Source organism: Streptococcus sp., from assembly GCF_030825805.1.
In the GTDB taxonomy this organism is placed as follows: Bacteria; Bacillota; Bacilli; order Lactobacillales; family Streptococcaceae; genus Streptococcus.
In genome coordinates this window covers 1-23,322 of sequence record NZ_JAPJPF010000030.1, presented here as the reverse complement: position 1 = coordinate 23,322, position 23,322 = coordinate 1, and the positions used below count along the sequence as shown (strand labels likewise).

Sequence of the window (23,322 nt, the reverse complement as noted above, 5' to 3'; positions counted from 1 at the left end):
TGCTCGATAATCCAAAGACAATTGAGAGGCTAGGACTTTTGTCCCAGCCTCTTTTTTTTCTTTTGGGCGAAATGCCTTATCTTGATAGTCGAAAGCTCCATCATCAATAAAAGGAAATCCACCATATTCGAAGATAGTAAAAAATCGTACCAAGTGGGAAATAAAGTGACAATTTTGTGAAAATAATTGCAATATGACTAAAATTATGTAAAATAAATAGTCAAAATAGCCAAAATTCTATAATTTGTTGACGAAACACTGCTTCTTTGTTACTATTCAATGTGTATCAAAGAAAAAAATAATATGAAAAAGGAGATACAACAAATGAAGGAATTGTTTAATAGGCGCCAGCGCTTTTCTTTAAGAAAATATAGCATTGGTGTTTGTTCTGTGTTACTAGGGACAGCACTTTTTGCTGTCGGAGCGCCGTCAGTAGCTGCGGATGAAGCTGTTTCTGCTTCTCAACCAAGTGAAGTGGTTACAGTATCAAGTCCCCAAGCTGAAGGATCTCAGTCGGCTAAAGAAGTGGCCCCTGAAAACACCAACGCTGATGGAGCAGAGGCCCCTAAGAGCGCTCCAGTTGCTGAAGAAAAAGCCGCTGAAGCTACACCAGCATCAACTGAGACTCCAGCAGCTACACCAGCAAAAGCTGAAGAAGCAAAACCAGCGGTAACTGAAGAAGCAAAACCAGCTGCTGAAGAAACTGCTAAACCAGTAGTTGCTGAAGGAGAAGCTAATAAAGAAGAAAAAGCTGAAGAAGCTAAACCAGCTGCTGAAGCTAAACCAGCAACAGATGAGTCAAACAAACCAAAAGTACGTAGTCGTCGTGCTACTACTAACGAAGCTGTATCTGGAGACCACAACTCTAACCCAGTAGCAGTAAGCACTTACTTAAAAGATGGGGAAAAAGTAACTCCAGAAATTAAAGATGCTAACGGTGCAACTGTAAGCTCTCAACCTGTACCAGCTGGTTACTCTGCTAAAGAAGGCGATTACTATACATACGCTATTTGGGATCTTACTAGATTCAATGAACGTTATGGTACAAAATACTATGCTCGTGCTTATAAGAGATTTGATGAATCTACAGATACAACTGTTGAATTAATCGATAAAACGACTGGGAATGTGGTAGAAACAAGAACGGTAACTTCATCAAGTGGCGTTCAAAAATTCACTACTACCACAGCTGCGTCTAATAGTGAATTAACCTTCCAAGTAGATTATAAAGCTGGACTTGCTCAAGAAAAAGGTAAAACAATTCAACCATTCATTCAAAATGGGTATGAAGTTGGAAAGAGTATAACAGATTTAGTGGCTGCTGGACACCAATTGACACCTGCAGAGCAAGCACTTCATACTGCGGTTTATAACGCTCGTACAACAACAGATATTCTAAACGTTGTTGAACCAGCATACAATGGCCGTACAATTACTGATTCAAACGCTAAAATACCAGAGGCAATTAATAAAACAACTTACTATAAAGTAGTTGATAAAAACAATCCTACATTCAATGCAAATAAAACAGATAAAACTGTTCAAGATTACAAAGAAAATGGTAATGAAGTAGATTTAGCTAGATATGCTACTAAAGCTATGGAAGGTCAAAGCTTCACAGCATCTGGTGAACGTCAATTTGATGGATATAAATTGTATCAAACAGCTGATGCAAACGATAAATCTGGTTATGTCAGTCGTCCTTATACTGTTGGGACGAAATTTATGGATGCAGACCGTTATGGTATTAAACGGATTAAAGAAGTTGTTGGAGAAGATGGTTCAGTAGTTATTCGTGTTTATCTTCTTGATCCAAAACAACAAAGTAAACGTTCTGATGGTTCATTAAGTACTGATGGCTACATGTTGATTGCTGAAACTAAACCAATTAAACCAGGTGAAGCTAATACGCAAGAACTAGTTGTTAAAAAATCACCTCTTAATACGATTGCACATACTGTAACAGATCCAAAAACAGGAGCGCAAACTCAATATCCAAATGGTAAAGAAGTTGCATTCGATTTCCAAAGTTCAGCAGGATATACACCTAAGAAAACTGTATTCGTACCATTCTTAGGAGATGGAATTGGACACGGTTCAGCTAACGCACAATTAGAACGTGGAGTTGGTGGTATCGGTACAAACGTTGACTTGCTTAACACTTTGACGCCACATAAACAACCGGTTTACTACTATGTCAAACAAGAGCCAGTTGAAGTCACTCCAGAAGTTGAAAAACAATTGGAAGGACGTGTATTAGCAAATGGTGAGTTTACATTCAAACTAAAAGAAGTTCAACCAAATAAATCGATCCAAGCTTATGAAGAAACTGTAACTAACAAAGCAGACGGTAAAGCTACATTCAGCAAATTAACATTTAACAAAGCGGGAACTTACACTTACACAATCACTGAGACTCCAGGTTCAGATGCAAACGTTGATTACGATGCAATGACTGTTACTATGACAGTTACTGTAACTGAAAACACTCAAGGTGAATTACAAGCTGCAGTTAAATACAGTGCTGAAGGTGGATTCAAATCAAGTGCTGATGATAAGGTCTTCAACAACTATGTTGTAGCACCAGTTAAAACTAAATTCGACTTCACTAAGAAATTAGCTGGACGTGAACTGAAAGACGGAGAATTCAAATTCGTTCTTAAAGATGCAAACGGACAAGAAGTTGAAACTGTGACCAACAAAGCAGACGGAACTGTAACATTTACAGAATTATCATTCGACAACTCTAAAGTGGGTATTCACACTTATACTGTAGAAGAAGTGATCCCTGCAGCGAAAGAAGCTGGAATGGTATACGATACTATGAAAGCTACTATTACTGTAGAAGTTGCTAAAAATGGTCACACATTAACAACAGTAACTAACGTAGTTTCTACTGGTGGGGTAGATGCTAATGGTAACGCTACTGATGGAACTGAGGATAAAGAGTTCAACAACAAGATCACTCCTCCAGAAACGCCTGTATTCCAACCAGAAAAATTCGTCCTTAACAAAGAAAAATTTGATATTACTGGTTCAAAACTCGTTGACGATGATCATGAGTTGACAGATGAGTATACAGAAACAAATGCTAACCCATATGTTGATGATACAAACAACAATGAAGCAGAAAACATCAATACGAAAACTGTTGAACGCGGTGATAAATTAGTTTACCAAGTATGGTTGGACACTAAGAATTTCACTGACAAGAACAACATCCAATCTGTAGGTATCTCTGATACATACGAAGCAAATAAATTGACTGTTAACGCTACTGACATCAAGGCTTATGACAGCGTAACTGGTGAAGATGTAACATCTAAATTTGATATTACAGTAGCTAACGGAGTCATTACAGCTACATCTAAAGCTTCTATGAACAAATCTTTAGGTGATGCAGAAAATACTCAAGTTATCGACACAACTAAATTTGCATTTGGACGTTACTACAAATTTGATATTCCAGCAACTGTTAAAGCAGACGTTGCAGGTGGAGTAGACATCGAAAACAAAGCCAATCAGATTGTTCACGTTTACAACCCAGTAAGCAAATCTGTAGAAACTCCAGAAAAACCAACTCAAAAACGTGTGAACAGTGTGCCAATCACTGTAGAATTCAACTTCACGAAACGTTTGGAAGGTCGTGAGCTTAAAGCGAACGAATTTAGCTTCGTACTGAAAGATTCAACTGGCAAAGAAATTCAAACGGTTAAGAATGATGCGGAAGGAAACGTTAAGTTCTCAGCACTTAAATTCAAAAAAGGTGAAGAAGGAGCTCACAAATATACTGTTGAAGAGGTAGCAGGAACAGACACAACTGTAACATATGATACTATGAAAGCAGAAGTAACTGTAACAGTATCACACGATGGAACAGCGAAAGCATTGGTTGCTAACGTAACTGAACCAGCTGACAAAGAGTTCAACAATACAGTAACTCCTCCAACAGAACCTAAGTTCCAACCAGAGAAGTATGTGTTGAATGAAGCGAAATACTCAATCACTGATAACAAACTTCTTGATGATGATGCTGAGTTGACTGATAAATATGGTGAAACAAATACAAACCCATATGTAGATGGAACTTCAAACAACGAAGCAGAAAACATCAATACCAAAACTGTTAACCGCGGAGATAAGATCTACTACCAAGTATGGTTGGATACAACTAAATTCTCATCAACTAACAAAGAAAACGTTCAATCAGTAGGAATCACTGATGACTTCGATGAAACAAAAGTTGATGTAGATGCTTCAACAATCAAAGCATACGACTCAGTAACTGGTGACGATGTAACAGACAAGTTCGACATCAAGGTTGAAAATGGTGTGATGACTGCAACCCTTAAAGCTGGCTTCACGAAGTCATTGGGTGATGCAGAAAATACTCAAATCATTGACACAACAAAATTTGCATTTGAACGTTACTACAAATTTGATATCCCAGCAACTGTTAAAGCAGACGTTGCAGGTGGAGTAGACATCGAAAACACTGCGGCTCAAGTAGTGAACTACTACAATCCAGTAAGCAAGAAAGTTGAAAAACCAAGCAAACCAACTGAGAAACGTGTAAACTCTGTACCAATCTCAGTTGAATTTAACTTCACGAAACGTCTAGAAGGACGTGAATTGAAAGCGAACGAATTCAGCTTCGTATTGAAAGATTCAACTGGTAAAGAAGTTGAATCTGTAACCAACGACAAAGATGGTAATGTGAAGTTCTCAGCTCTTACATTCAAGAAGGGCCAAGAAGGCGTACACAACTACACTGTTGAAGAGGTTGCAGGAACTGATGCTACTGTGACCTACGACACAATGAAAGCAACTGTAACAATCACAGTTTCACACAATGGTACAGCTAAAGCTTTAGTAGCTAAACTTGGAGACATCGCTGATAAAGAGTTCAACAACCGTGTAACTCCACCAGAAGAACCTAAGTTCCAACCAGAGAAATACGTTGTTTCTGAAGAGAAATTCGATATCACAGGCGACAAGCTCGTTGATGATGATAAAGAGTTGGCAGATAAGGTCGCAGATACCAATGTGAACCCATATGCGGACGATGCATCAAACAACGAAGCTCAAAACTTGAATACGAAGACTGTTAAACGTGGCGACAAGTTGGTTTACCAAGTATGGTTGGATACAACTAAATTCTCTGAAACTAACAAAGAAAACATCCAATCAGTAGGAATTTCAGATGACTACGATGAAACTAAGTTGGAACTTGATTCTACTAAGATCAAAGCCTACGATTCAGTAACTGGCGACGATGTAACAGCTAAATTTGATATTACAGTTAATAACGGAGTCATTACTGCAACTCTTAAAGCTGGCTTCACGAAGTCACTTGGCGATGCGGACAACACTCAAGTTATCGACACAACTAAATTCGCATTTGGACGTTACTACAAGTTTGACATTCCAACAAAAGTTAAAGCAGATGTGGCAGCTGGTGTAGACATCGAAAATACTGCAGCTCAAGTAGTGAACTACTACAACCCAACCACTAAGAAAGTTGAAAAACCAAGCAAACCAACTGAAAAACGTGTGAACAGCGTACCAGTACAAGTAGAATTCAACTTCACGAAACGCTTGGAAGGTCGTGAATTGAGAGCAAACGAATTCAGCTTCGTTCTTAAAGATTCAACAGGTAAAGTTGTTGAAACTGTAAGCAACGATAAAGATGGAAACGTTAAGTTCTCGGCTATCGAATTCAAGAAAGAACAAGCTGGCGTACATAACTACACAGTGGAAGAAGTAGCTGGAACAGACGCAACCGTTACATACGATACAATGAAAGCGAATGTAACAGTTACAGTATCACACGACGGAACAGCTAAAGTTCTTGTAGCTACTGTTGGCGAAATTGCGGATAAAGAGTTCAACAACCGTGTAACTCCACCAGAAGAACCTAAGTTCCAACCAGAGAAATATGTCTTGAATGAAGAGAAATTCTCAATCACTGATAACAAGCTTCTTGATGATGATGCTGAGTTGACTGATAAATATGGAGAAACAAATACAAATCCATATGTAGATCAAGCTAACAACAACGAAGCTCAAAACATCAATACCAAGACTGTTAAACGTGGTCAAAAACTTTACTATCAAGTATGGTTGGATACAACTAAATTTGACGTAGCTAACAAAGATAACGTTCAAACTGTAGGAATCACTGATGACTTTGATGAAACGAAAGTTGATGTAGATGCTTCAGCTATCAAGGCTTACGACTCTGTAACAGGAGCAGACGTAACAGCTAAATTCGATATCACAGTTGAAGGTGGAGTGATCACTGCAACTCTTAAAGCTGGCTTCACTAAGTCACTTGGCGATGCGGACAACACTCAAATCATCGATACAACTAAATTTGAATTTGGACGTTACTACAAGTTTGATATCCCAGCGACTGTTAAAGCAGATGTTGCAGGTGGAGTAGATATCGAAAACACTGCGGCTCAAGTAGTCAACTACTACAACCCAACTTCTAAGACAGTTGAAAAACCAAGTAAACCAACTGAAAAACGTGTCAACAACGTACCGGTTTCAATTGAATTTAACTTTACTAAGAAGTTGGAAGGTCGTGAACTTAAAGCTAACGAATTCAGTTTCGTTCTTAAGAATGCAGCAGGTGAAGTTGTTGAAACTGTAAGCAATGATGCATCTGGTAACGTTAAGTTCTCAGCTCTTGAATTCAAGAAGGGCCAAGAAGGAACTCATACTTACACAGTTGAAGAAGTGAAGGGTACTGATGGAACTGTAGCATACGATACGATGAAGGCAACAGTAACTGTGGAAGTTAAACATGACGGAACAGCGAAAGCTCTCATTACTGACGTAACAGAACCAGTAGATAAAGAGTTTAACAACAAGGTAACTCCACCAGAAACTCCAGAGTTCAATCCAGAGAAATACATCCTGAACGCTGAGAAATTCGACCTTACTGGTAAGTCACTCCTTGATGATGATAAAGAGTTGGCAGATAAGGTTGCGGATACAAACGAAAATCCTTACGCTGATAAAGCTGATAATAATGAAGCTCAAAATATCAATACGAAGACACTTAAGAAGGGTGACAAAGTATACTACCAAGTATGGTTGGATACAACTAAGTTCACTGAAGCTCACAATATTCAATCTGTAGGTGTAACAGATAAATATGACAGCGAAAACTTAGACGTCAACGTAGCAGATATTAAAGCATACGACTCTGTAACAGGAGAAGATGTGACAGCTAAATTTGATATCAAGGTTGAAAATGGTGTGATCACTGCAACTTCTAAGACAGACTTGACTAAGTCACTTGGAGATGTAGAAAACACCCCAGTAATCGACACTGCTAAATTTGCATTCGGACGTTACTACAAGTTTGAGATCCCTGCAACTATCAAAGCAACAGCTAAAGATGGTGTAGATATCGAAAACACTGCTTCACAAACTGTTCACCAATACGATCCAACTAAGAAATCTGTTGAAAAACCAGAAAAACCAACAGAAAAACGTGTCGTTAACATCCCAACTAAAGTTGAATTTAACTTCACTAAGAAACTTGAAGGACGTGAGCTAAAAGAAGGTGAATTTAGCTTCGTACTTAAAGATAAAGATGGAAAAGTTATTGAAACAGTTAAGAACGATGCATCAGGAAACATCAAGTTCTCTGCATTAGAGTTCAAACGTGGAGAAGAAGGAACTCACACTTACACAGTGGAAGAGGTTAAAGGTACTGAAGCAGGAGTTGAATACGATAAGATGGTAGCTACAGTAACAGTAACTGTTACTAAAGAAGGCAAAGTCTTAACAGCAACTTCTCAATTACCGGAAGATACTGAGTTCAACAACAAGGTAATTCCACCGAAACCACCAGTAACACCACCAACACCACCGGTGACACCACCAACACCACCGGTAACACCGCCAACACCGCCGGTAACACCACCAACACCACCGGTGACACCACCAACACCACCAGTAACACCACAACTTCCTGCTACAGGTGAAGAACAATCAGCTTCTGCTGCATTGTTAGGCGCTGCTCTTGGTTTGGTTGGACTGGCTGGTCTTGCAAGACGCAAGAAAAACGAAGACTAAACAAGTGGTAGACACTAACGATTCACACTAGGATCGTAAATGCTTTAGTTTTTCACAATAAGGCCTCGCTCTAAGGAGTGGGGCCTTTTTGTTATTTCTTGAAAGCATTGAAATCACGTCTCGCAATATGATACAATAGAGGATATTTACAATAGTTAGGACAAAGATATGCTTATTTCGATTATTTCACAAGGCTTGATCTGGGCTATTTTGGGGCTAGGGATCTTTATGACCTTCCGTATCTTGGATTTCCCAGATATGACCACAGAGGGTTCCTTTCCATTAGGAGGAGCCGTTGCGGTAACTCTGATTACCAAAGGGGTTCACCCTTTATTAGCCACCCTGGCGGCCATTGGTGCGGGGTGCTTGGCTGGATTGGCTACAGGTCTTCTTTATACCAAAGGAAAGATTCCGACTCTGTTATCGGGGATTTTGGTGATGACTTCCTGTAACTCAGTCATTCTCTTTGTGATGCAACGGGCCAACCTGGGTTTGCTTGGCTACTCAAAAATCCAAGATATGATTCCTATCGCCAGTGGCGTAAACGAGATTATCATCGGGATCATCTTTGTAACTCTGGTGATTGCTGCCATGCTCTTCTTTTTAGATACTAAATTGGGGCAAGCCTATATTGCGACGGGGGACAATCCTGAGATGGCTAAAAGCTTTGGGATCCATACCAGCCGGATGGAGTTGATGGGGCTAGTAGTTTCTAATGGGATTATCGCCTTGTCAGGTGCCTTGATGGCCCAGCAAGAAGGCTATGCAGATGCTTCTCGAGGGATCGGGGTCATCGTTGTTGGTTTGGCTAGCTTGATTATCGGAGAGGTCCTTTTCTCAAAACTAACCTTAGCAGAACGTTTGCTCAGTATCGTTATTGGATCAATCATTTATCAATTCTTAATTTGGGCTGTGATTGCCATCGGTGTCAATACCAGCTACATTCGCATCTTTAGCGCTATCATCTTGGCGATCTGTCTCATGATTCCAACCTTTAAAGAGAAACTGCTGAAAGGAGTCAAACTCAGCAAATGACCGCAATTGTAGAATTAAAAAATGCCACCATCGTGGTGAACAATGGCTTGAATGAAGAAAAAGTCATTTTGGATAATGTCTCTTTGGAGATTCATGAGCATGACTTTATCACCATTCTTGGGGGCAATGGTGCTGGTAAGTCAACCCTTTTCAACACCCTGGCTGGAACTCTGCCTCTGACCAGTGGTCAAGTCTTGATCAAGGGAGAGGACGTGACGCACTATGGTCCGGAAAAACGGGCCAAATACCTATCCCGGGTCTTCCAAGATCCAAAGATGGGGACGGCTCCTCGTATGACAGTGGCCGAGAATCTCCTGATTGCAAAATTTCGAGGAGAAAAGCGGGGCTTGGTTCCTCGTCGCCTTGCCCAGTACAAAGACGAGTTTAAAGAGGTTTTGAGCCAGATTGGCAATGGTTTAGAGAAGCATGTCGATACGGCGGTAGAATTCTTATCTGGTGGACAACGTCAAGCTCTGAGCCTGTTGATGGCTACCCTGAAGCGTCCTGAACTCTTGCTCTTGGATGAGCATACAGCTGCTCTCGATCCCAAGACGAGTCAGGCCTTGATGGAGCTGACGGATCGATTTGTCAAAACGGATCGACTGACTGCCTTGATGATTACCCACCATATGGAAGATGCGCTCAAGTACGGGAATCGCTTGATTGTCATGAAGGATGGAAAGATTATCCAGGACTTGAACCAAGAGGAAAAGGCTAAGATGGACCTGTCTGATTACTACCGTTTCTTTGAGTAAATTTAGAAACTAGTTTCAGCGTGTAATCGCTTGCAATACCAATATTAAAGGAGTATACTATAGGTGAAGATAAGGGAGAAGGGGTTGATACCAATGCCTTATAGATTCATACATTAGGTTACTTCGTTTTAGGTCTGTCTTCGCTGACACTTGTTCGTGCTCTTTATGAAAAGAGCCTTAACGCCGGAAATGTTAAATCGGTTGAGCCGTCAAGTAAGTCTGCTTAACTTACTAAATGACATTGAAATACGTGGAAATAGTAGTGGAAGCTTTAGATGGTTTTCGAACTTCGGTATGCTCAACTGAGTGCTTTGTAACAAAACTGAAAGAGAAATTGCAAAGAAAACCACTGGTATGTGAAAACGTACCATGAAAAGAAATGAAAATCATAACTGTTGTTTTCGTTAGCCTAAATGGTTAATCGCCTCTTGTCAGTGAAGCAGACCAGACCTCTAGTCCCGTAAGACTGGAGGTCTTTTTGTCTGTCATGCTAGAAAGTTGAGGTGAGGTCAGTGGGATTGCCATACGCACATGAATATAGCTGTCGAGATCACTTTAAAGAAAGAGCAATGGAACGATTTGGGGTCGATAAAGAGCAGTTGAAACGCTGGGTCAATCAACATGTGCCCTCGCTTCATCATTTTGATAGCAGTTTTGATCAACGGCCCGATACGGAAGCCTATGTAGCAGAGGACGGTGTCGTCTTTGTGTGTGATCTGAAGAAGCGAGAATTTATTACTTGCTTCCAAGCGGTCAATTTGACGGTGGATGAAGAGCAGAAGGAAGTCTGTCAAGATATTCATCGTGAGAATGTGCTCGCCTATAAACATAGCCAAAGCAAGCTTCTGAATCGCTACCGTTTGAAAGAGGCGAAAGAGTTACTGGCCAATATTGAAGAGCATGTTGATCGGTTTTATAGCTTGTCCCAAACCCTCAAGAAAGGGGCTCTCAGCGATCGGAATTACCACCACCTAGAAGAACTGTTAAATGAATTTCATGTGATCAAGGCGGCGATACGGGTGATTGAGAATAAGAAAAATGACTATCATACGGACTAGCGTCTCTTTAGCAAGCTGACATTCTATGCTGTCGTCTTGGGTTTTGATAAGGGTTCCTCCATCAGATGATGGAGGGCTTTTGTTTGGTCTGACTTTTGAAAAAATCGTGAAAAAATAGTATAATGTTCTAGATATGCAAGAAAATTGCAAAACTGTAATTCGACTTGGTGAGCCAAGGACCGTAAGTATGAACCATCACATAAAGGAGAAAACATGAGTAACATTAAGTTGATTACTTTAGGTGGAGTCCGTGAAAACGGGAAAAACCTCTACATAGCTGAAGTAAATGGCTCTATTTTTGTTTTGGATGCTGGTCTCAAGTATCCAGAAAATGAGCAACTAGGGGTCGATGTCGTTATTCCCAACATGGACTACCTCTTTGAGAATAGCGATCGTATCGCAGGAGTCTTTTTAACGCACGGGCATGCGGATGCCATTGGAGCCCTTCCCTATCTTTTAGCGGAGGCTAAAGTTCCCGTATTTGGGTCAGAGTTGACCATCGAGTTGGCCAAACTCTTTGTCAAGAGCAATGACAGTGTCAAGAAGTTCAATGATTTCCATGTAATCGATGCCAACTCAGAGATTGATTTTGGAGGAACCGTTGTTTCCTTCTTCCAGACAACCCACTCTATTCCAGAAAGTTTAGGAATTGTCATCAAGACTTCTGAAGGAAGTATCGTCTATACAGGAGACTTCAAGTTTGACCAGACAGCGAGTGAGTTTTATGCGACTGACTTTGCTCGTTTGGCAGAGATTGGACAAGAAGGCGTCCTCGCTCTCTTGAGTGACTCTGCCAATGCCGATAGTAAGATTCAAGTGGCTAGTGAGCAAGAGGTTGGGGATGAAATCCTAGATACGATTGCTGACTGGGATGGCCGTATCATTGTAGCCGCTGTTGCAAGTAACCTATCACGGATCCAGCAAGTCTTTGACGCAGCTGCAGAGACAGGACGCCGGGTTGTCTTGACTGGATTTGACGTAGAAAATATTGTCCGGACAGGGATTCGTTTAAATAAACTTTCTTTGGCCAACGAAAAAATATTAATCAAGCCAAAAGAAATGTCTCGTTTTGAGGATCATGAATTGATTATTCTTGAAACGGGGCGGATGGGTGAACCGATCAATGGCCTCCGTAAAATGTCCATTGGCCGTCACCGCTATGTTGAAATCAAGGATGGCGACTTGGTCTATATCGTAACAACTCCGTCTATCGCTAAAGAAGCGGTTATGGCACGTGTAGAAAACATGGTCTATCAAGCAGGCGGGGTCGTTAAAGCGATTACTCAAAGCTTGCGTGTATCAGGACACGGAAATGCGCGTGATCTTCAATTGATGATCAACCTTCTTCGTCCCAACTATCTCTTCCCAATCCAAGGGGAATACCGCGAATTGGATGCCCATGCACGGCTTGCGATGGAAGTGGGGATTTTGCCTGAAAATATCTTCATTCCGAAAAAAGGCACCATCATGGAATATGACAATGGTGACTTCGTTCCTGCAGGTAGCGTCTCTGCTGGAGATGTCCTCATCGATGGGAATGCCATTGGGGATGTTGGAAATGTCGTCCTCCGTGACCGGAAAGTCCTTTCAGAAGATGGTATCTTTATTGTAGCTATTACGGTTAACCGTCGTGAAAAACGCATTATCTCGAAGGCAAAAGTTCACACTCGTGGCTTTATCTATGTGAAGAAGAGCCGCGATATCTTGCGAGAAAGTGCTGAGATTGTCAACCAAAGTGTGGAAGAATACTTAGCCCAGGACAGCTTCGATTGGGGCGAGCTCAAGGGTGCTGTTCGTGATAGTTTGGCCAAGTACCTCTTTGACCAGACCAAACGTCGACCAGCTATCTTGCCAGTCGTCATGGAAGTACGCTAGGATTAAGATAAGAGGAAAAGTCGATCGTCGGCTTTTTCTTGTCAAGGAAAAGAAGAAATAGTGAGGAAAGATAGATGGCAGTAATGCAGATTGAATACTATTCAGAAGCGCTCGCAATGGAGTGGGGGATCAACGTCCTCTACCCAGATGGATCTCGGGTAAAAAATCCGGATGATCAAGATATCCCGGTCCTCTATCTCCTTCATGGGATGAATGGCAATCAGTACTCTTGGTTGAAACGGACCAATGTGGAACGGATCCTACGGTCGACCAATCTGATTGTTGTCTTGCCTAATACCAATAATGGTTGGTATACGGATACCCAGTATGGTTATCCTTACTACACAGCCATCGCAGAGGAATTGCCTAAGACCTTGGCACGCTTCTTCCCCAATATGACCAAGAAGCGGGAGAAAACCTTTATCGCTGGTCTATCGATGGGGGGCTATGGATCTTTCAAACTGGCCCTTCAAACCAATCGCTTCTCGCATGCTGCTAGCTTTTCTGGTGCTCTTAGCTTTGAGGGGCGTCAACTGGCAGACACCGATCTTGGAAGTGCAGCTTACTGGCAAGGGGTCTTTGGAGAGCTAGAAGATTGGACGACGAGTCCTTACTCCTTGGAGAGCATTGCGGAGAAGTACTCAGATAAAAAGACGGTCTTATGGGCGTGGTGTGGCGAGCAGGATGCTCTGTATGAGGCCAACAATACAGCTGTTGATCATCTGAAGGACCTCGGTTTTGATATCACCTACAGCCATGGACCAGGAAAACATGAATGGTTTTATTGGGAGCGGGAGTTGGAGCATTTCTTAGCAACCCTGCCAATTGATTTTGAACTAGAAGAACGACTCGATTAGGAAGCTACTCATGCAGAGATATGCTATAATAGAGTGAAAAGTGCCTGGGCCAGTTAGAAGAGAAGCCCAGAATCAATGAACAATTAGGAGAAACATACGTGACTAAAGATATTCGTGTGCGTTATGCACCAAGTCCAACCGGACTACTACACATCGGAAATGCTCGTACAGCATTGTTTAACTACTTGTATGCGCGCCACCATGGTGGAAACTTTATCATCCGTATCGAAGATACGGACCGTAAGCGCCACGTCGAAGACGGCGAACGTTCCCAGCTGGAAAACCTTCGTTGGTTGGGTATGGACTGGGATGAAAGTCCAGAGACGCATGAGAACTACCGCCAGTCTGAACGTTTGGAACTCTATCAAAAATATATTGACCAACTCTTGGCTGAAGGAAAAGCCTACAAGTCTTATGTGACAGAAGAAGAGTTGGCAGCAGAGCGTGAACGCCAGGAAGCAGCTGGTGAAACACCTCGCTACATCAACGAATACCTTGGTATGAGCGAAGAAGAAAAAGCTGCTTATATCGCAGAACGCGAAGCAGCGGGAATCATCCCTACGGTTCGTTTAGCAGTTAATGAGTCTGGTATTTACAAATGGCATGATATGGTCAAAGGCGATATTGAGTTTGAAGGTGGTAATATCGGTGGTGACTGGGTTATCCAAAAGAAAGATGGTTACCCAACTTACAACTTCGCCGTTGTGATCGATGACCATGACATGCAAATTTCTCACGTCATCCGTGGAGATGACCACATTGCCAATACACCAAAACAGCTCATGGTTTATGAGGCTCTTGGATGGGAAGCTCCAGAGTTCGGTCACATGACCTTGATCATCAACTCTGAAACTGGTAAGAAGTTGTCTAAACGGGACACTAACACTCTTCAATTTATCGAAGATTACCGGAAGAAAGGGTACCTTCCAGAAGCAGTCTTTAACTTTATCGCTCTTCTTGGTTGGAACCCTGGTGGGGAAGACGAAATCTTTTCTCGCGAAGAACTCATCAAGCTCTTTGATGAAAACCGCCTTAGCAAGTCTCCAGCAGCCTTCGACCAGAAGAAAATGGACTGGATGAGCAATGAGTATATCAAGAATGCGGATCTTGCGACCATCTTTGAAATGGCCAAACCATTCCTCGAAGCAGCAGGACGCTTGACAGACAAGGCTGAAAAATTGGTGGAACTCTATAAACCACAAATGAAGTCAGTGGATGAAATCGTTCCATTGACAGACCTTTTCTTCTCAGACTTCCCAGAATTGACAGAAGCTGAGCAAGAAGTCATGGCTGGTGAAACGGTTCCGACTGTACTTGAGGCCTTTAAGGCAAAACTTGAAGCCATGTCAGACGATGAGTTTGTGGTAGAAAATATCTTCCCGCAAATCAAAGCAGTCCAAAAGGAAACTGGTATCAAAGGGAAAAACCTCTTCATGCCAATCCGTATCGCCGTTTCAGGAGAGATGCACGGACCAGAATTGCCAGAAACCATCTACTTGCTTGGTCGCGAGAAATCTATCCAACACATTGAAAAAATGTTGGAAGAAATTGCAAAATAGGAATACATTTATTCTTATTTAAGAATGTTGACAGAGGCTTATAGATTGCATTATAAAGAAGTAAGTGTCAAGATTGCTACTCTAAAATCTCAGAAGGAGATTGGAGAAGGACTCTGGGTATTTTGTCAGCTATAATGGGTGAGGAAACGTTACACCTTGGAGAGGATCGAATTGGTTCTCTCCTTTTTGATGTTCAAAACGATGAAAATTCTAGTTTTAAAGTGGTCAATGTTCTGGAAAGCAACAGTATTTTGCTTGATGCCTTTGATGAGGTTATTGTTAGCTTTTAGTTTTACATTTGAGTAGGGGAGTTCCATGTGTTAATGGTCTTTAGAGATTTATGGGACTTATTTACAGCAAAAAAACTCCATCATTCCTTATATACTAGAGTAATTAAAGCATTTTAAAAAAGAAGTAGTTTTAGTGTCTACTTTTTTTTGATGATCCCTCCTGGTATTTTATGGTATACTGAAAGCGATAAAATGATTGGAGATCAAGATGAAAAAGATTCCTTTAGCATTTTCAGGCTGCCTGTTAGGTTTAGCAGGGGCTGGAAACCTTCTGTCTGATACCTTCCCAGTTCTGGCTCATTTCTTCAGTTTGACGGGTTTGATCCTATGGGTTTTCTTTTTATGTCACCATCTGATCTACTGGTCAGAAACCAAGATTGAACTACAAGAACCGGCCCTTCTATCTGGGATGGCGACCTTCCCCATGGCTGGGATGATTTTATCGACTTATCTCTTACGACTCTTTCCGACATTTGGAGGACTCGCCCAGGCAGTTTGGTGGACTGCTTTCCTCTTAGATTGTGGCTTGATCTTCTACTTTACCAAGACCCATATATTGGCAAAACCAAGAGCCAATGCCACCCCTAGTTGGACCGTTCTTTATGTGGGGATTGCTGTTGCTGCCTTGACCTATCCAGTGGTAGGAGTGGTTGGGCTGGCCTATCTGACTTTCGGATTTGGCTTTGTCTTAACCTTGATTCTTTACCCCTTGATCTACCAGGGGTTGAAGACCGCCCCTTTACCGAGCCACTTATTAGGGCAGAAAGGCATCTATTGTGCCCCCTTTTCTCTTCTGTTAGCGGCCCTGGTTCGTGTGGGTGGAGCCAGTCTACCTATTTGGCTGTTATACACCATGGTCGGACTCTCTCAAGCTTTTTATTTCTTCGTTTTAACGCGTCTACCTAGAATGATAAAAGAGGGCTTTCAACCAGCCTTTTCAGCCTTAACCTTCCCGACGGTCATCACAGCTACTTCCCTAAAAATGGCCCAAGGCCTATTGCACAGTTCTCTGTTAAGGCCCCTTGTCTGGTTAGAAACCATTCTGTGTCTAGCCATTCTTGTGTCCGTGCTTGTAGGCTTTGTGATTTACATAAAAGGGGAGAACGAGCATTCCAATAGAAATTAGAGGTCAGAGACGGTTGTCTCGACCTTTTTGGGTTCACTTTCTAATTGAATCCTAGGAATGATTATGGTAAGATGCAATAAATCATTTTTTGTCTCCCTCGAAAGGAATGTATGAAATTTTTAAAGACAAAGGCCAAGCTCTTTTATCCACTCTTACTACTGGTCTTCTATATCTTAGTTCGGCCACAATTTCGCGAGTTGGCCCAACTAGTCAGCAACCAAGTCGGCCAAGCTCTTAGCTATTTTTGGACCCTTCTCTTTTTAGAGGCAGGTTATTTGATACTTGTTTTTTCATTGGTAAAGAAATACAGTCCACGTATGGTTTTTCAGTGGGCGAAGAAGAAACAATTCCTTCCCGCTATCTACGCTACTATATTCTCCAGTTGTGCCATCTACTGGCTAGACTACTTTCTTAGTGGGTTCACCAAAGGACGTCTAGCTATTTATCACTCTTTTCCGGTGACCTTGGAAGCCTTAGGATCTCTCATCCTCTTTGTATTAGTGGTCATCATTCGACCGATGACCGTGGAACTGATCTTTCGTGGAGCGCTTGTCCAAGCCTATTTTAAAAAATGGCCCTTCTACGCGAGTGTATGGGCCCCAGCCCTTATCTATAGTGGACTTCAATTCCTCCAGCATCCTTTTACTTTTTTGAGTTTTTTGATCTATACCATCCCCGCCCTTATTTTTGGATTATTGAATGAAAAGACGGGCTCATTGTATTATCCTATCCTTGCTCATATCGGCTTGAACTTCATTTATAGCTTACCCATCATCTTATCAACCCTCCAGCATCTCTTCTCCTAGCCGTTTTGACGGTACTGGAGGAGGCTTTAAACCAAGAGCCAGAAGGTCGTTGGTTTTTTTTGAAATTATGGTATAATAGAATAAATTTAAAAGAGGGAGTGGGAGTTTGAGAAAAAGCTATCGTGTCAAGCGAGAAAAAGATTTCAATGCCATTTTTAAAAGCGGCAAGAATTGTGCAAATAGAAAATTTGTCATCTACCGTTTGCCACAAGAGCAGCCCCATTTCCGTGTCGGCTTATCCGTGAGTAAAAAACTAGGAAATGCTGTGACACGCAACCGAATCAAGCGCTTGATTCGTCATGTTTTAATGAAGCACCAGGATCATCTTGTAGCAGATGATTTTGTTGTGATTGCTCGAAAGGGAGTTGAAGAACTGGATTTTGATCAGGTCGAAAAAAATCTAGTCCATGTATTAAAATTAGCGCAAGTCTATCGTCAGGAAAGGTAATTACGTGAAAAAGAAACTAAAAGTAGCTAGCTTACTCGGAGGGGCCCTCCTATTATTAACAGCCTGTGGAACGTCTGAAGTGACTTCCCAATCATCAGGAGTTTGGGAAAAATTCGTTTACTTCTTTGCAGAAGTAATTCGTTTCCTTTCTATCGGAGGAAACATCGGAGTCGGGATTATCCTCTTCACTCTCTTGATTCGGACCATTCTCTTGCCAGTTTTCCAATACCAAATGACCTCCTCGCGCAAAATGCAGGAGATTCAGCCACTTGTAAAAGAAATCCAGGCCAAGTATCCTGGGAAGGATTTGGAAAGCCGCACTCGCATGTCAGAAGAAATGCGGGCCCTCTACAAAGAAAAAGGTGTCAAGACTTCCTCTGCCTTCTTGCCATTGCTTGTTCAAATGCCAGTCTTGATGGCTTTGTTCCAAGCATTGAGTCGGGTAGAATTCCTAAAAGTCGGTCATTTTCTTTGGTTGGATTTGAGCGCAACAGACCCAACCTTTATTTTGCCAGTTTTGGCAGCCGTCTTCACCTTCTTTAGTACCTGGTTGAGCAACAAAGCTATGCCAGAAAAAAATGGTGGAATGACAGCCATGATGTATGCAATGCCCGTGATGATTTTCTTCTTCGCTATGTACTCAGCCAGCGGGGTGGCTCTCTACTGGGTAGTTTCCAATGCTTACCAAGTTGGGCAAACTTACCTATTGAACAATCCATTTAAGATTATTGCGGCGCGTGAAGCAGAGCAACAGGCAATCAAAGATCTAGAAAAACAAAAACGACGTGCATTTAACAAAGCACAGAAAAAGAAAAACTAAGAAGGAGTTTGACAGATGGTCCAATATAAAGGAGTCAATGTTGAAGAAGCCATTCAAAATGGTTTGAAAGAATTAGATATTCCGCGCATGAAAGCACATATTACTGTCGTTTCTCGTGAAAAGAAAGGTTTCCTCGGTCTCTTTGGTAAGAAGCCAGCCGTGGTAGACATCGAACCAATTGCAGAAACTACAGTGACAAAAGCCAATCAACAAGCTGTTAAGGGAGTTCCTGAGGAAATTAATGCTCAAAACGAACCTGTCAAGAGTGTCAGTGAAGAGACTGTTGATTTGGGGCGCGTGGTAGCAGCGATTAAAAAAGTTGAAGAAGAAGGCCAAGAAGTTTCGGAAGAAGTGAAGGCTGAGATTCTCAAACATGAGAAGGCTCCTGAAACCATTCTTGAAGAACAGGGTCATGGAGAGATTCTCGATTCAAGTCTTAACGAAGCCGAGACCCGCCAAACGTCTGATTTTGCTGGCTTAGGCATTGAAGTAGAAGAAAGCTATGACATTGAAAAGGTTGTCTCTGATGTCACTGCCTATGTTCAAACCGTTATTGATGAAATGGATGTCGAAGCTAGCATCTCAAGCAGCTACAACCGTCGCACCATCAATATGCAAATTGATACCAATGAGCCAGGTCGTGTCATTGGCTACCACGGGAAAGTTCTCAAGGCCCTTCAATTGTTGGCACAGAACTACCTTTACAATCAGTATTCTAAGAATTTCTACATTGCGATCAACGTTAATGATTATGTTGAACACCGTGCAGAAGTCCTTCAAAGCTATGCGCAAAAATTGGCAAGTCGTGCCCTAGAAGAAGGTCGAGCGCAACATACAGATCCAATGTCTAATAGCGAACGCAAGATCATCCACCGCATCGTATCGAAAATGGATGGAGTCACCAGCTATTCTGAAGGAGAAGAACCAAATCGTTACGTTGTCGTTGATATTGAAGGTTAATCTGCCGTCTAAAAAGGAAGATGCTAAAGGGAGAGAGGGGTGTAAGCTTGCTCTCTCCTTTTCTGTCTGAGAAAGGAAAACTAGCATGTATAGTAAGATAAGAGACTTTTTGAATTGTCAGGGAATCAAGTACCTAGCCCCTGCTAAAGCTGGTGAGGATGCAGAGCGAATGGTAGAGTATCGCGAGTTAGGGCAAGAAGCTCGGCAGGAATTCACCCACTTGGTCAGCGATTTTCAGAAGCTCTTTCCGCATTTAAAACAAGATCGGACCAGTCAGTGGATGAATCAAGCTCAAATTCTTCGCCCTCATTTTTGGGCTTATCTCCAAGGAGAGGGAGAGATCCAGGATCCGATGTTTGCCTTGCGACTTTATGGTGATGCGAAGGACTTTGGTGTGTCCCTGGAAGTAAGTTTTATCGAACGCAAGAAGGATGAGGAGAGTCTACAAAAGCAGAACCGCGTTTTAACTCTTCCGGTTTTTTCGCCAGTCTATTACTTCGCCCAAATAGAAGGTGTCAGTCAACGATTCCAAGGGACAGAAGCCAATCGCCAGAGACTTCTCAAAGGTGTGGAAACTGGCCAGGTCCGAAAGGTCTTGGTAAAAGTCGATGTCAATCTATCGCAAGCGAAGAGTCAAGATGCCATTCTTGAGGAATTAAAAAAAGGAATGGCTAGCTTGCTTCCCTACTATGAAGCGACTCGTCAAAGGATAGAAGGAGATGCCCAATAAAAGCGGTATCATTGAACCTGCCCCAACAAATTTTTCATAGCTATTGACAAACAGACGTGAATCAGATAGAATAGTAAAGTATGTTTAGTAACTGATCACATTATAGCCGGCTAAACGAATACAAAATCTATGAGGAGGTATTCATCGTGAAACGTACTTATCAACCAAGTAAACTTCGTCGTGCGCGCAAACATGGTTTCCGTCACCGTATGGCAACCAAAAACGGTCGTCGCGTATTGGCAGCTCGTCGTCGTAAAGGACGCAAAGTTTTGGCTGCGTAATTCAGATAAAAAACTAAAAACCAGTAGAAACTCGAGACTACTGGTTTTTGTTTTGCCAAAAGTGTATTCAGCTAGGCTTTCTGTTATAATAGAGTGAGAAAAATCGTAGAAAAGGATCCATATGCAAATTTTTGATACCCATACTCACCTCAACGTTGAAGAGTTTGCAGGGAGAGAAAAAGAGGAATTAGAACTAGCTAAAGAGCTGGGAGTCTTTGCCCACAATGTTGTTGGCTTTGACAAACCAACCATCGAACGAGCAATAGCCTTGGCCGACCAGTACCCAGAAGTTTATCTCACACTTGGTTGGCATCCCACTGAGGCGGGCGACTATAGTCCTGAGGTAGAGGCTTATCTAGTGGAGCAGTTGAAACATCCTAAAGTTGTCGCCTTAGGAGAAATCGGCCTGGACTACCACTGGATGACGGCACCAAAAGACGTTCAAGAAAAGGTTTTTCGTCGTCAGATCCAACTGTCTAAGGATTTGGACTTGCCTTTTGTAGTGCATACGCGTGATGCTCTCGAAGACACTTATGCCATTATCAAGAGTGAAGGAGTGGGTCCACGCGGTGGGATCATGCATTCTTTCTCAGGAAGCTTAGAGGAAGCTAAGCGCTTCATGGATCTGGGAATGATGATCTCTTTTTCTGGAGTGGTCACGTTTAAGAAAGCAACAGATGTCCAAGAAGCGGCAACTGGCCTTCCGCTCGATAAGATCTTGGTTGAGACAGATGCCCCTTATCTGGCACCAGTTCCTAAGCGAGGCCGGGAAAATAAAACAGCCTACACCCGCTATGTAGTGGATCATATTGCAACACTACGTGACTTGACAACAGAAGAAGTAGCTCAAGCCACCTATGACAATGCGAGAAAGGTATTTGGCCTTGACTGAGAAAAGAAAAATACCAGAAGTGATTGTTGTTGAAGGCAAGGATGATACGGCCAATCTGAAACGCTATTATGAGGTGGATACCTATGAGACACGTGGATCCGCCATTAATCAAGATGACCTAGAACGAATTGCCACCTTGCAGGAGTTGCGTGGAGTCATAGTTTTTACGGATCCGGATTACAATGGGGAGCGCATTCGTAAGATCATCATGCAAGAAATTCCGCAGGCCAAGCATGCCTTTTTAAATCGTGGCGAAGCAGTACCCAAATCAAAAACCAAGGGCCGTTCCTTGGGGGTCGAGCATGCCAGCTTTGAAGACTTAGAAAAAGCCCTTGCTGGACTGATGGGCTCCTATGAAGATGAGCATTTCTTTGATATTACCAAATCAGATCTGATGCGACTCGGACTGCTGATGGGCAGTGAAAGTCGCAAACGACGGGAATATCTAGGAGAAGCCTTGCGCATCGGCTACTGCAATGGCAAACAACTGCTTAAACGCTTGGAATTGTTTGGGGTAACATTAGCGGAAGTTGAAGAAACGATGGCTAGTTATTAAAAAAGAGATAGAGGTAGAAGATGGGATTGTTCGACCTGTTTACAGATAAGAAAAAAGTGATCGGCTTTTCTTTGGAGAATGTTCACGCAGAACATCAAAAGAATCCACGGCATTTTTTGATTCCAAGTCAAGAAGAAATCAACCAATTGAAGCTTGGGGACCAGGTTCGCCTCATCTTTGTGCTGGATACAGTCTTGGAGAATGGGTGTCGAGCAGAGCGTATGTGGGTCGAACTCACTGAAATCCGCGATGGGAAGTTCAAAGGACGTTTAACCAATCAACCCGCTTATATTACCTCCATCCAGCTTGGAGATGAGCTGCATTTTGCGCAGGAACATATAGCAAGCCTGATGGTTCCTCCTCTGAATCTTGATACGCAAAAAGGGGCCATGATTACCAAGGATTGCTTCCTACGACGTGAGATTAATTGGGCGCTTCACGATGTCCCTCATCATCCACAAGATAGTGGTTGGCAGTTCTTTACAGGTTATGAGTCCCAGGAAGATTTGGACGATCCATCTAAGATTACCATTATTAGTCTTGAAGATGCCTTGGAAATGGAGCCCTTGCTGGAGACTGTCTTAGATAAGAATGGGGGAGCTTATGTCTACCAAGCGGAGCAGAATGCCTTTGTGGAAGACTGTTAGACTAGCCTGCGGAGAAAAAAGAGAGTATGTCTCACCCTAAACTGATTAGAAAAGAGAAAAAATGAGAATTGCAGATTATAGCGTGACAAAGGCAGTGCTAGAGCGTCACGGTTTTACCTTTAAAAAATCCTTCGGTCAAAACTTCTTGACCGATACCAACATCCTTCAAAAGATTGTGGATACGGCTGAGATTGATAAGCAGGTCAATGTCATCGAAATCGGTCCTGGAATTGGAGCTCTCACTGAGTTTTTGGCAGAAAATGCCGCAGAAGTGATGGCCTTTGAGATTGATGACCGCTTGGTTCCTATCTTAGCGGATACCTTGCGGGATTTTGACAATGTCACGGTTGTCAACCAAGACATCCTCAAGGTAGACCTCAACCAGTACATCGCAGAGTTCAAAAATCCAGAGCTTCCGATCAAGGTGGTGGCCAACCTTCCTTATTACATCACGACTCCCATCCTCATGCACTTGATCGAGTCTAAAATTCCTTTCCAAGAATTTGTGGTCATGATGCAAAAAGAGGTGGCAG

General features: G+C 42.3%; 18 protein-coding genes and 1 pseudogene. 18 read left to right on the top strand and 1 reads right to left on the bottom strand.

Annotated elements, in window-relative coordinates; all coding sequences use genetic code 11:
- Positions 1–324: 324 nt before the first annotated feature.
- The 7 genes from RCH62_RS05890 (at position 325) to gltX (ending at position 15,233) form a co-directional block, all read left to right on the top strand.
- The gene (locus RCH62_RS05890) at positions 325–8,094 is read left to right on the top strand and encodes an SspB-related isopeptide-forming adhesin (protein WP_306474834.1); all 7,770 of its coding nucleotides are present in this window, start codon (positions 325–327) and stop codon (positions 8,092–8,094) included.
- A gap of 168 nt (positions 8,095–8,262) precedes the next feature.
- A complete protein-coding gene (locus tag RCH62_RS05885) occupies positions 8,263–9,129 on the top strand; it encodes an ABC transporter permease (protein WP_006595484.1) in 867 nt (288 codons plus the stop codon).
- Positions 9,126–9,884 (top strand): ABC transporter ATP-binding protein, encoded by a 759-nt coding sequence (locus RCH62_RS05880; protein ID WP_048690895.1) that lies wholly within the window; start codon positions 9,126–9,128, stop codon positions 9,882–9,884. The genes RCH62_RS05885 and RCH62_RS05880 overlap by 4 nt, the downstream gene beginning before the upstream one ends.
- 569 nt (positions 9,885–10,453) lie before the next feature.
- Positions 10,454–10,942: a hypothetical protein gene (locus RCH62_RS05875; RefSeq protein WP_048690893.1), complete on the top strand. Its 489-nt coding sequence runs from the start codon at positions 10,454–10,456 to the stop codon at positions 10,940–10,942.
- Between the two features lie 213 nt (positions 10,943–11,155).
- Positions 11,156–12,817: a ribonuclease J gene (locus RCH62_RS05870; RefSeq protein ID WP_048690891.1), complete on the top strand. Its 1,662-nt coding sequence runs from the start codon at positions 11,156–11,158 to the stop codon at positions 12,815–12,817.
- A 74-nt stretch (positions 12,818–12,891) separates the two neighbouring features.
- Positions 12,892–13,674 (top strand): alpha/beta hydrolase family protein, encoded by a 783-nt coding sequence (locus tag RCH62_RS05865; RefSeq protein WP_125335011.1) that lies wholly within the window; start codon positions 12,892–12,894, stop codon positions 13,672–13,674.
- Between the two features lie 98 nt (positions 13,675–13,772).
- Complete coding sequence (gltX, locus tag RCH62_RS05860; protein ID WP_306474833.1) at positions 13,773–15,233, top strand: glutamate--tRNA ligase; 1,461 nt, start codon at positions 13,773–13,775, stop codon at positions 15,231–15,233.
- Between the two features lie 149 nt (positions 15,234–15,382).
- On the opposite strand, the pseudogene RCH62_RS05855 reads toward gltX, so the two are convergent.
- Positions 15,383–15,550 (bottom strand): annotated as a pseudogene (locus RCH62_RS05855) (ISL3 family transposase); the annotation flags it as partial.
- Positions 15,551–15,731: 181 nt separating this feature from the next.
- On the opposite strand from RCH62_RS05855, the gene RCH62_RS05850 reads away from it, so the two are divergent.
- The 11 genes from RCH62_RS05850 to RCH62_RS05800 form a co-directional block, all read left to right on the top strand.
- A complete protein-coding gene (locus tag RCH62_RS05850) occupies positions 15,732–16,649 on the top strand; it encodes a TDT family transporter (protein ID WP_306474832.1) in 918 nt (305 codons plus the stop codon).
- Between the two features lie 110 nt (positions 16,650–16,759).
- Positions 16,760–17,455 carry a CPBP family intramembrane glutamic endopeptidase gene (locus RCH62_RS05845; protein WP_125335005.1) on the top strand — a complete coding sequence of 232 codons (696 nt, stop codon included), beginning with the start codon at positions 16,760–16,762 and terminating at the stop codon, positions 17,453–17,455.
- A 106-nt stretch (positions 17,456–17,561) separates the two neighbouring features.
- A complete protein-coding gene (rnpA, locus tag RCH62_RS05840) occupies positions 17,562–17,903 on the top strand; it encodes a ribonuclease P protein component (protein ID WP_048690882.1) in 342 nt (113 codons plus the stop codon).
- 4 nt (positions 17,904–17,907) lie between these two features.
- Positions 17,908–18,723, top strand: coding sequence for a YidC/Oxa1 family membrane protein insertase (locus tag RCH62_RS05835; protein ID WP_125335003.1), 816 nt, complete (start codon positions 17,908–17,910; stop codon positions 18,721–18,723).
- A 15-nt stretch (positions 18,724–18,738) separates the two neighbouring features.
- The gene (jag, locus tag RCH62_RS05830) at positions 18,739–19,683 is read left to right on the top strand and encodes an RNA-binding cell elongation regulator Jag/EloR (protein WP_125335001.1); all 945 of its coding nucleotides are present in this window, start codon (positions 18,739–18,741) and stop codon (positions 19,681–19,683) included.
- A gap of 85 nt (positions 19,684–19,768) precedes the next feature.
- Positions 19,769–20,413, top strand: coding sequence for a ribonuclease P (locus RCH62_RS05825; protein WP_195612491.1), 645 nt, complete (start codon positions 19,769–19,771; stop codon positions 20,411–20,413).
- A gap of 146 nt (positions 20,414–20,559) precedes the next feature.
- Entirely contained in the window at positions 20,560–20,694 is a 135-nt protein-coding gene (gene rpmH / locus RCH62_RS05820; protein ID WP_003003086.1) for a 50S ribosomal protein L34, read from the top strand.
- 121 nt (positions 20,695–20,815) lie between these two features.
- Positions 20,816–21,586 (top strand): TatD family hydrolase, encoded by a 771-nt coding sequence (locus RCH62_RS05815; RefSeq protein WP_125334997.1) that lies wholly within the window; start codon positions 20,816–20,818, stop codon positions 21,584–21,586.
- Positions 21,552–22,142, top strand: coding sequence for a ribonuclease M5 (rnmV, locus tag RCH62_RS05810; protein ID WP_125334995.1), 591 nt, complete (start codon positions 21,552–21,554; stop codon positions 22,140–22,142). The genes RCH62_RS05815 and rnmV overlap by 35 nt, the downstream gene beginning before the upstream one ends.
- Before the next feature lie 20 nt (positions 22,143–22,162).
- On the top strand, positions 22,163–22,789 hold the full coding sequence (locus RCH62_RS05805; protein ID WP_125334993.1) for a DUF2185 domain-containing protein: 627 nt from the start codon (positions 22,163–22,165) through the stop codon (positions 22,787–22,789).
- Positions 22,790–22,850: 61 nt separating this feature from the next.
- Positions 22,851–23,322: rRNA adenine dimethyltransferase family protein (locus tag RCH62_RS05800; RefSeq protein ID WP_306474831.1), on the top strand; the 472-nt coding region annotated here is incomplete at its 3' end.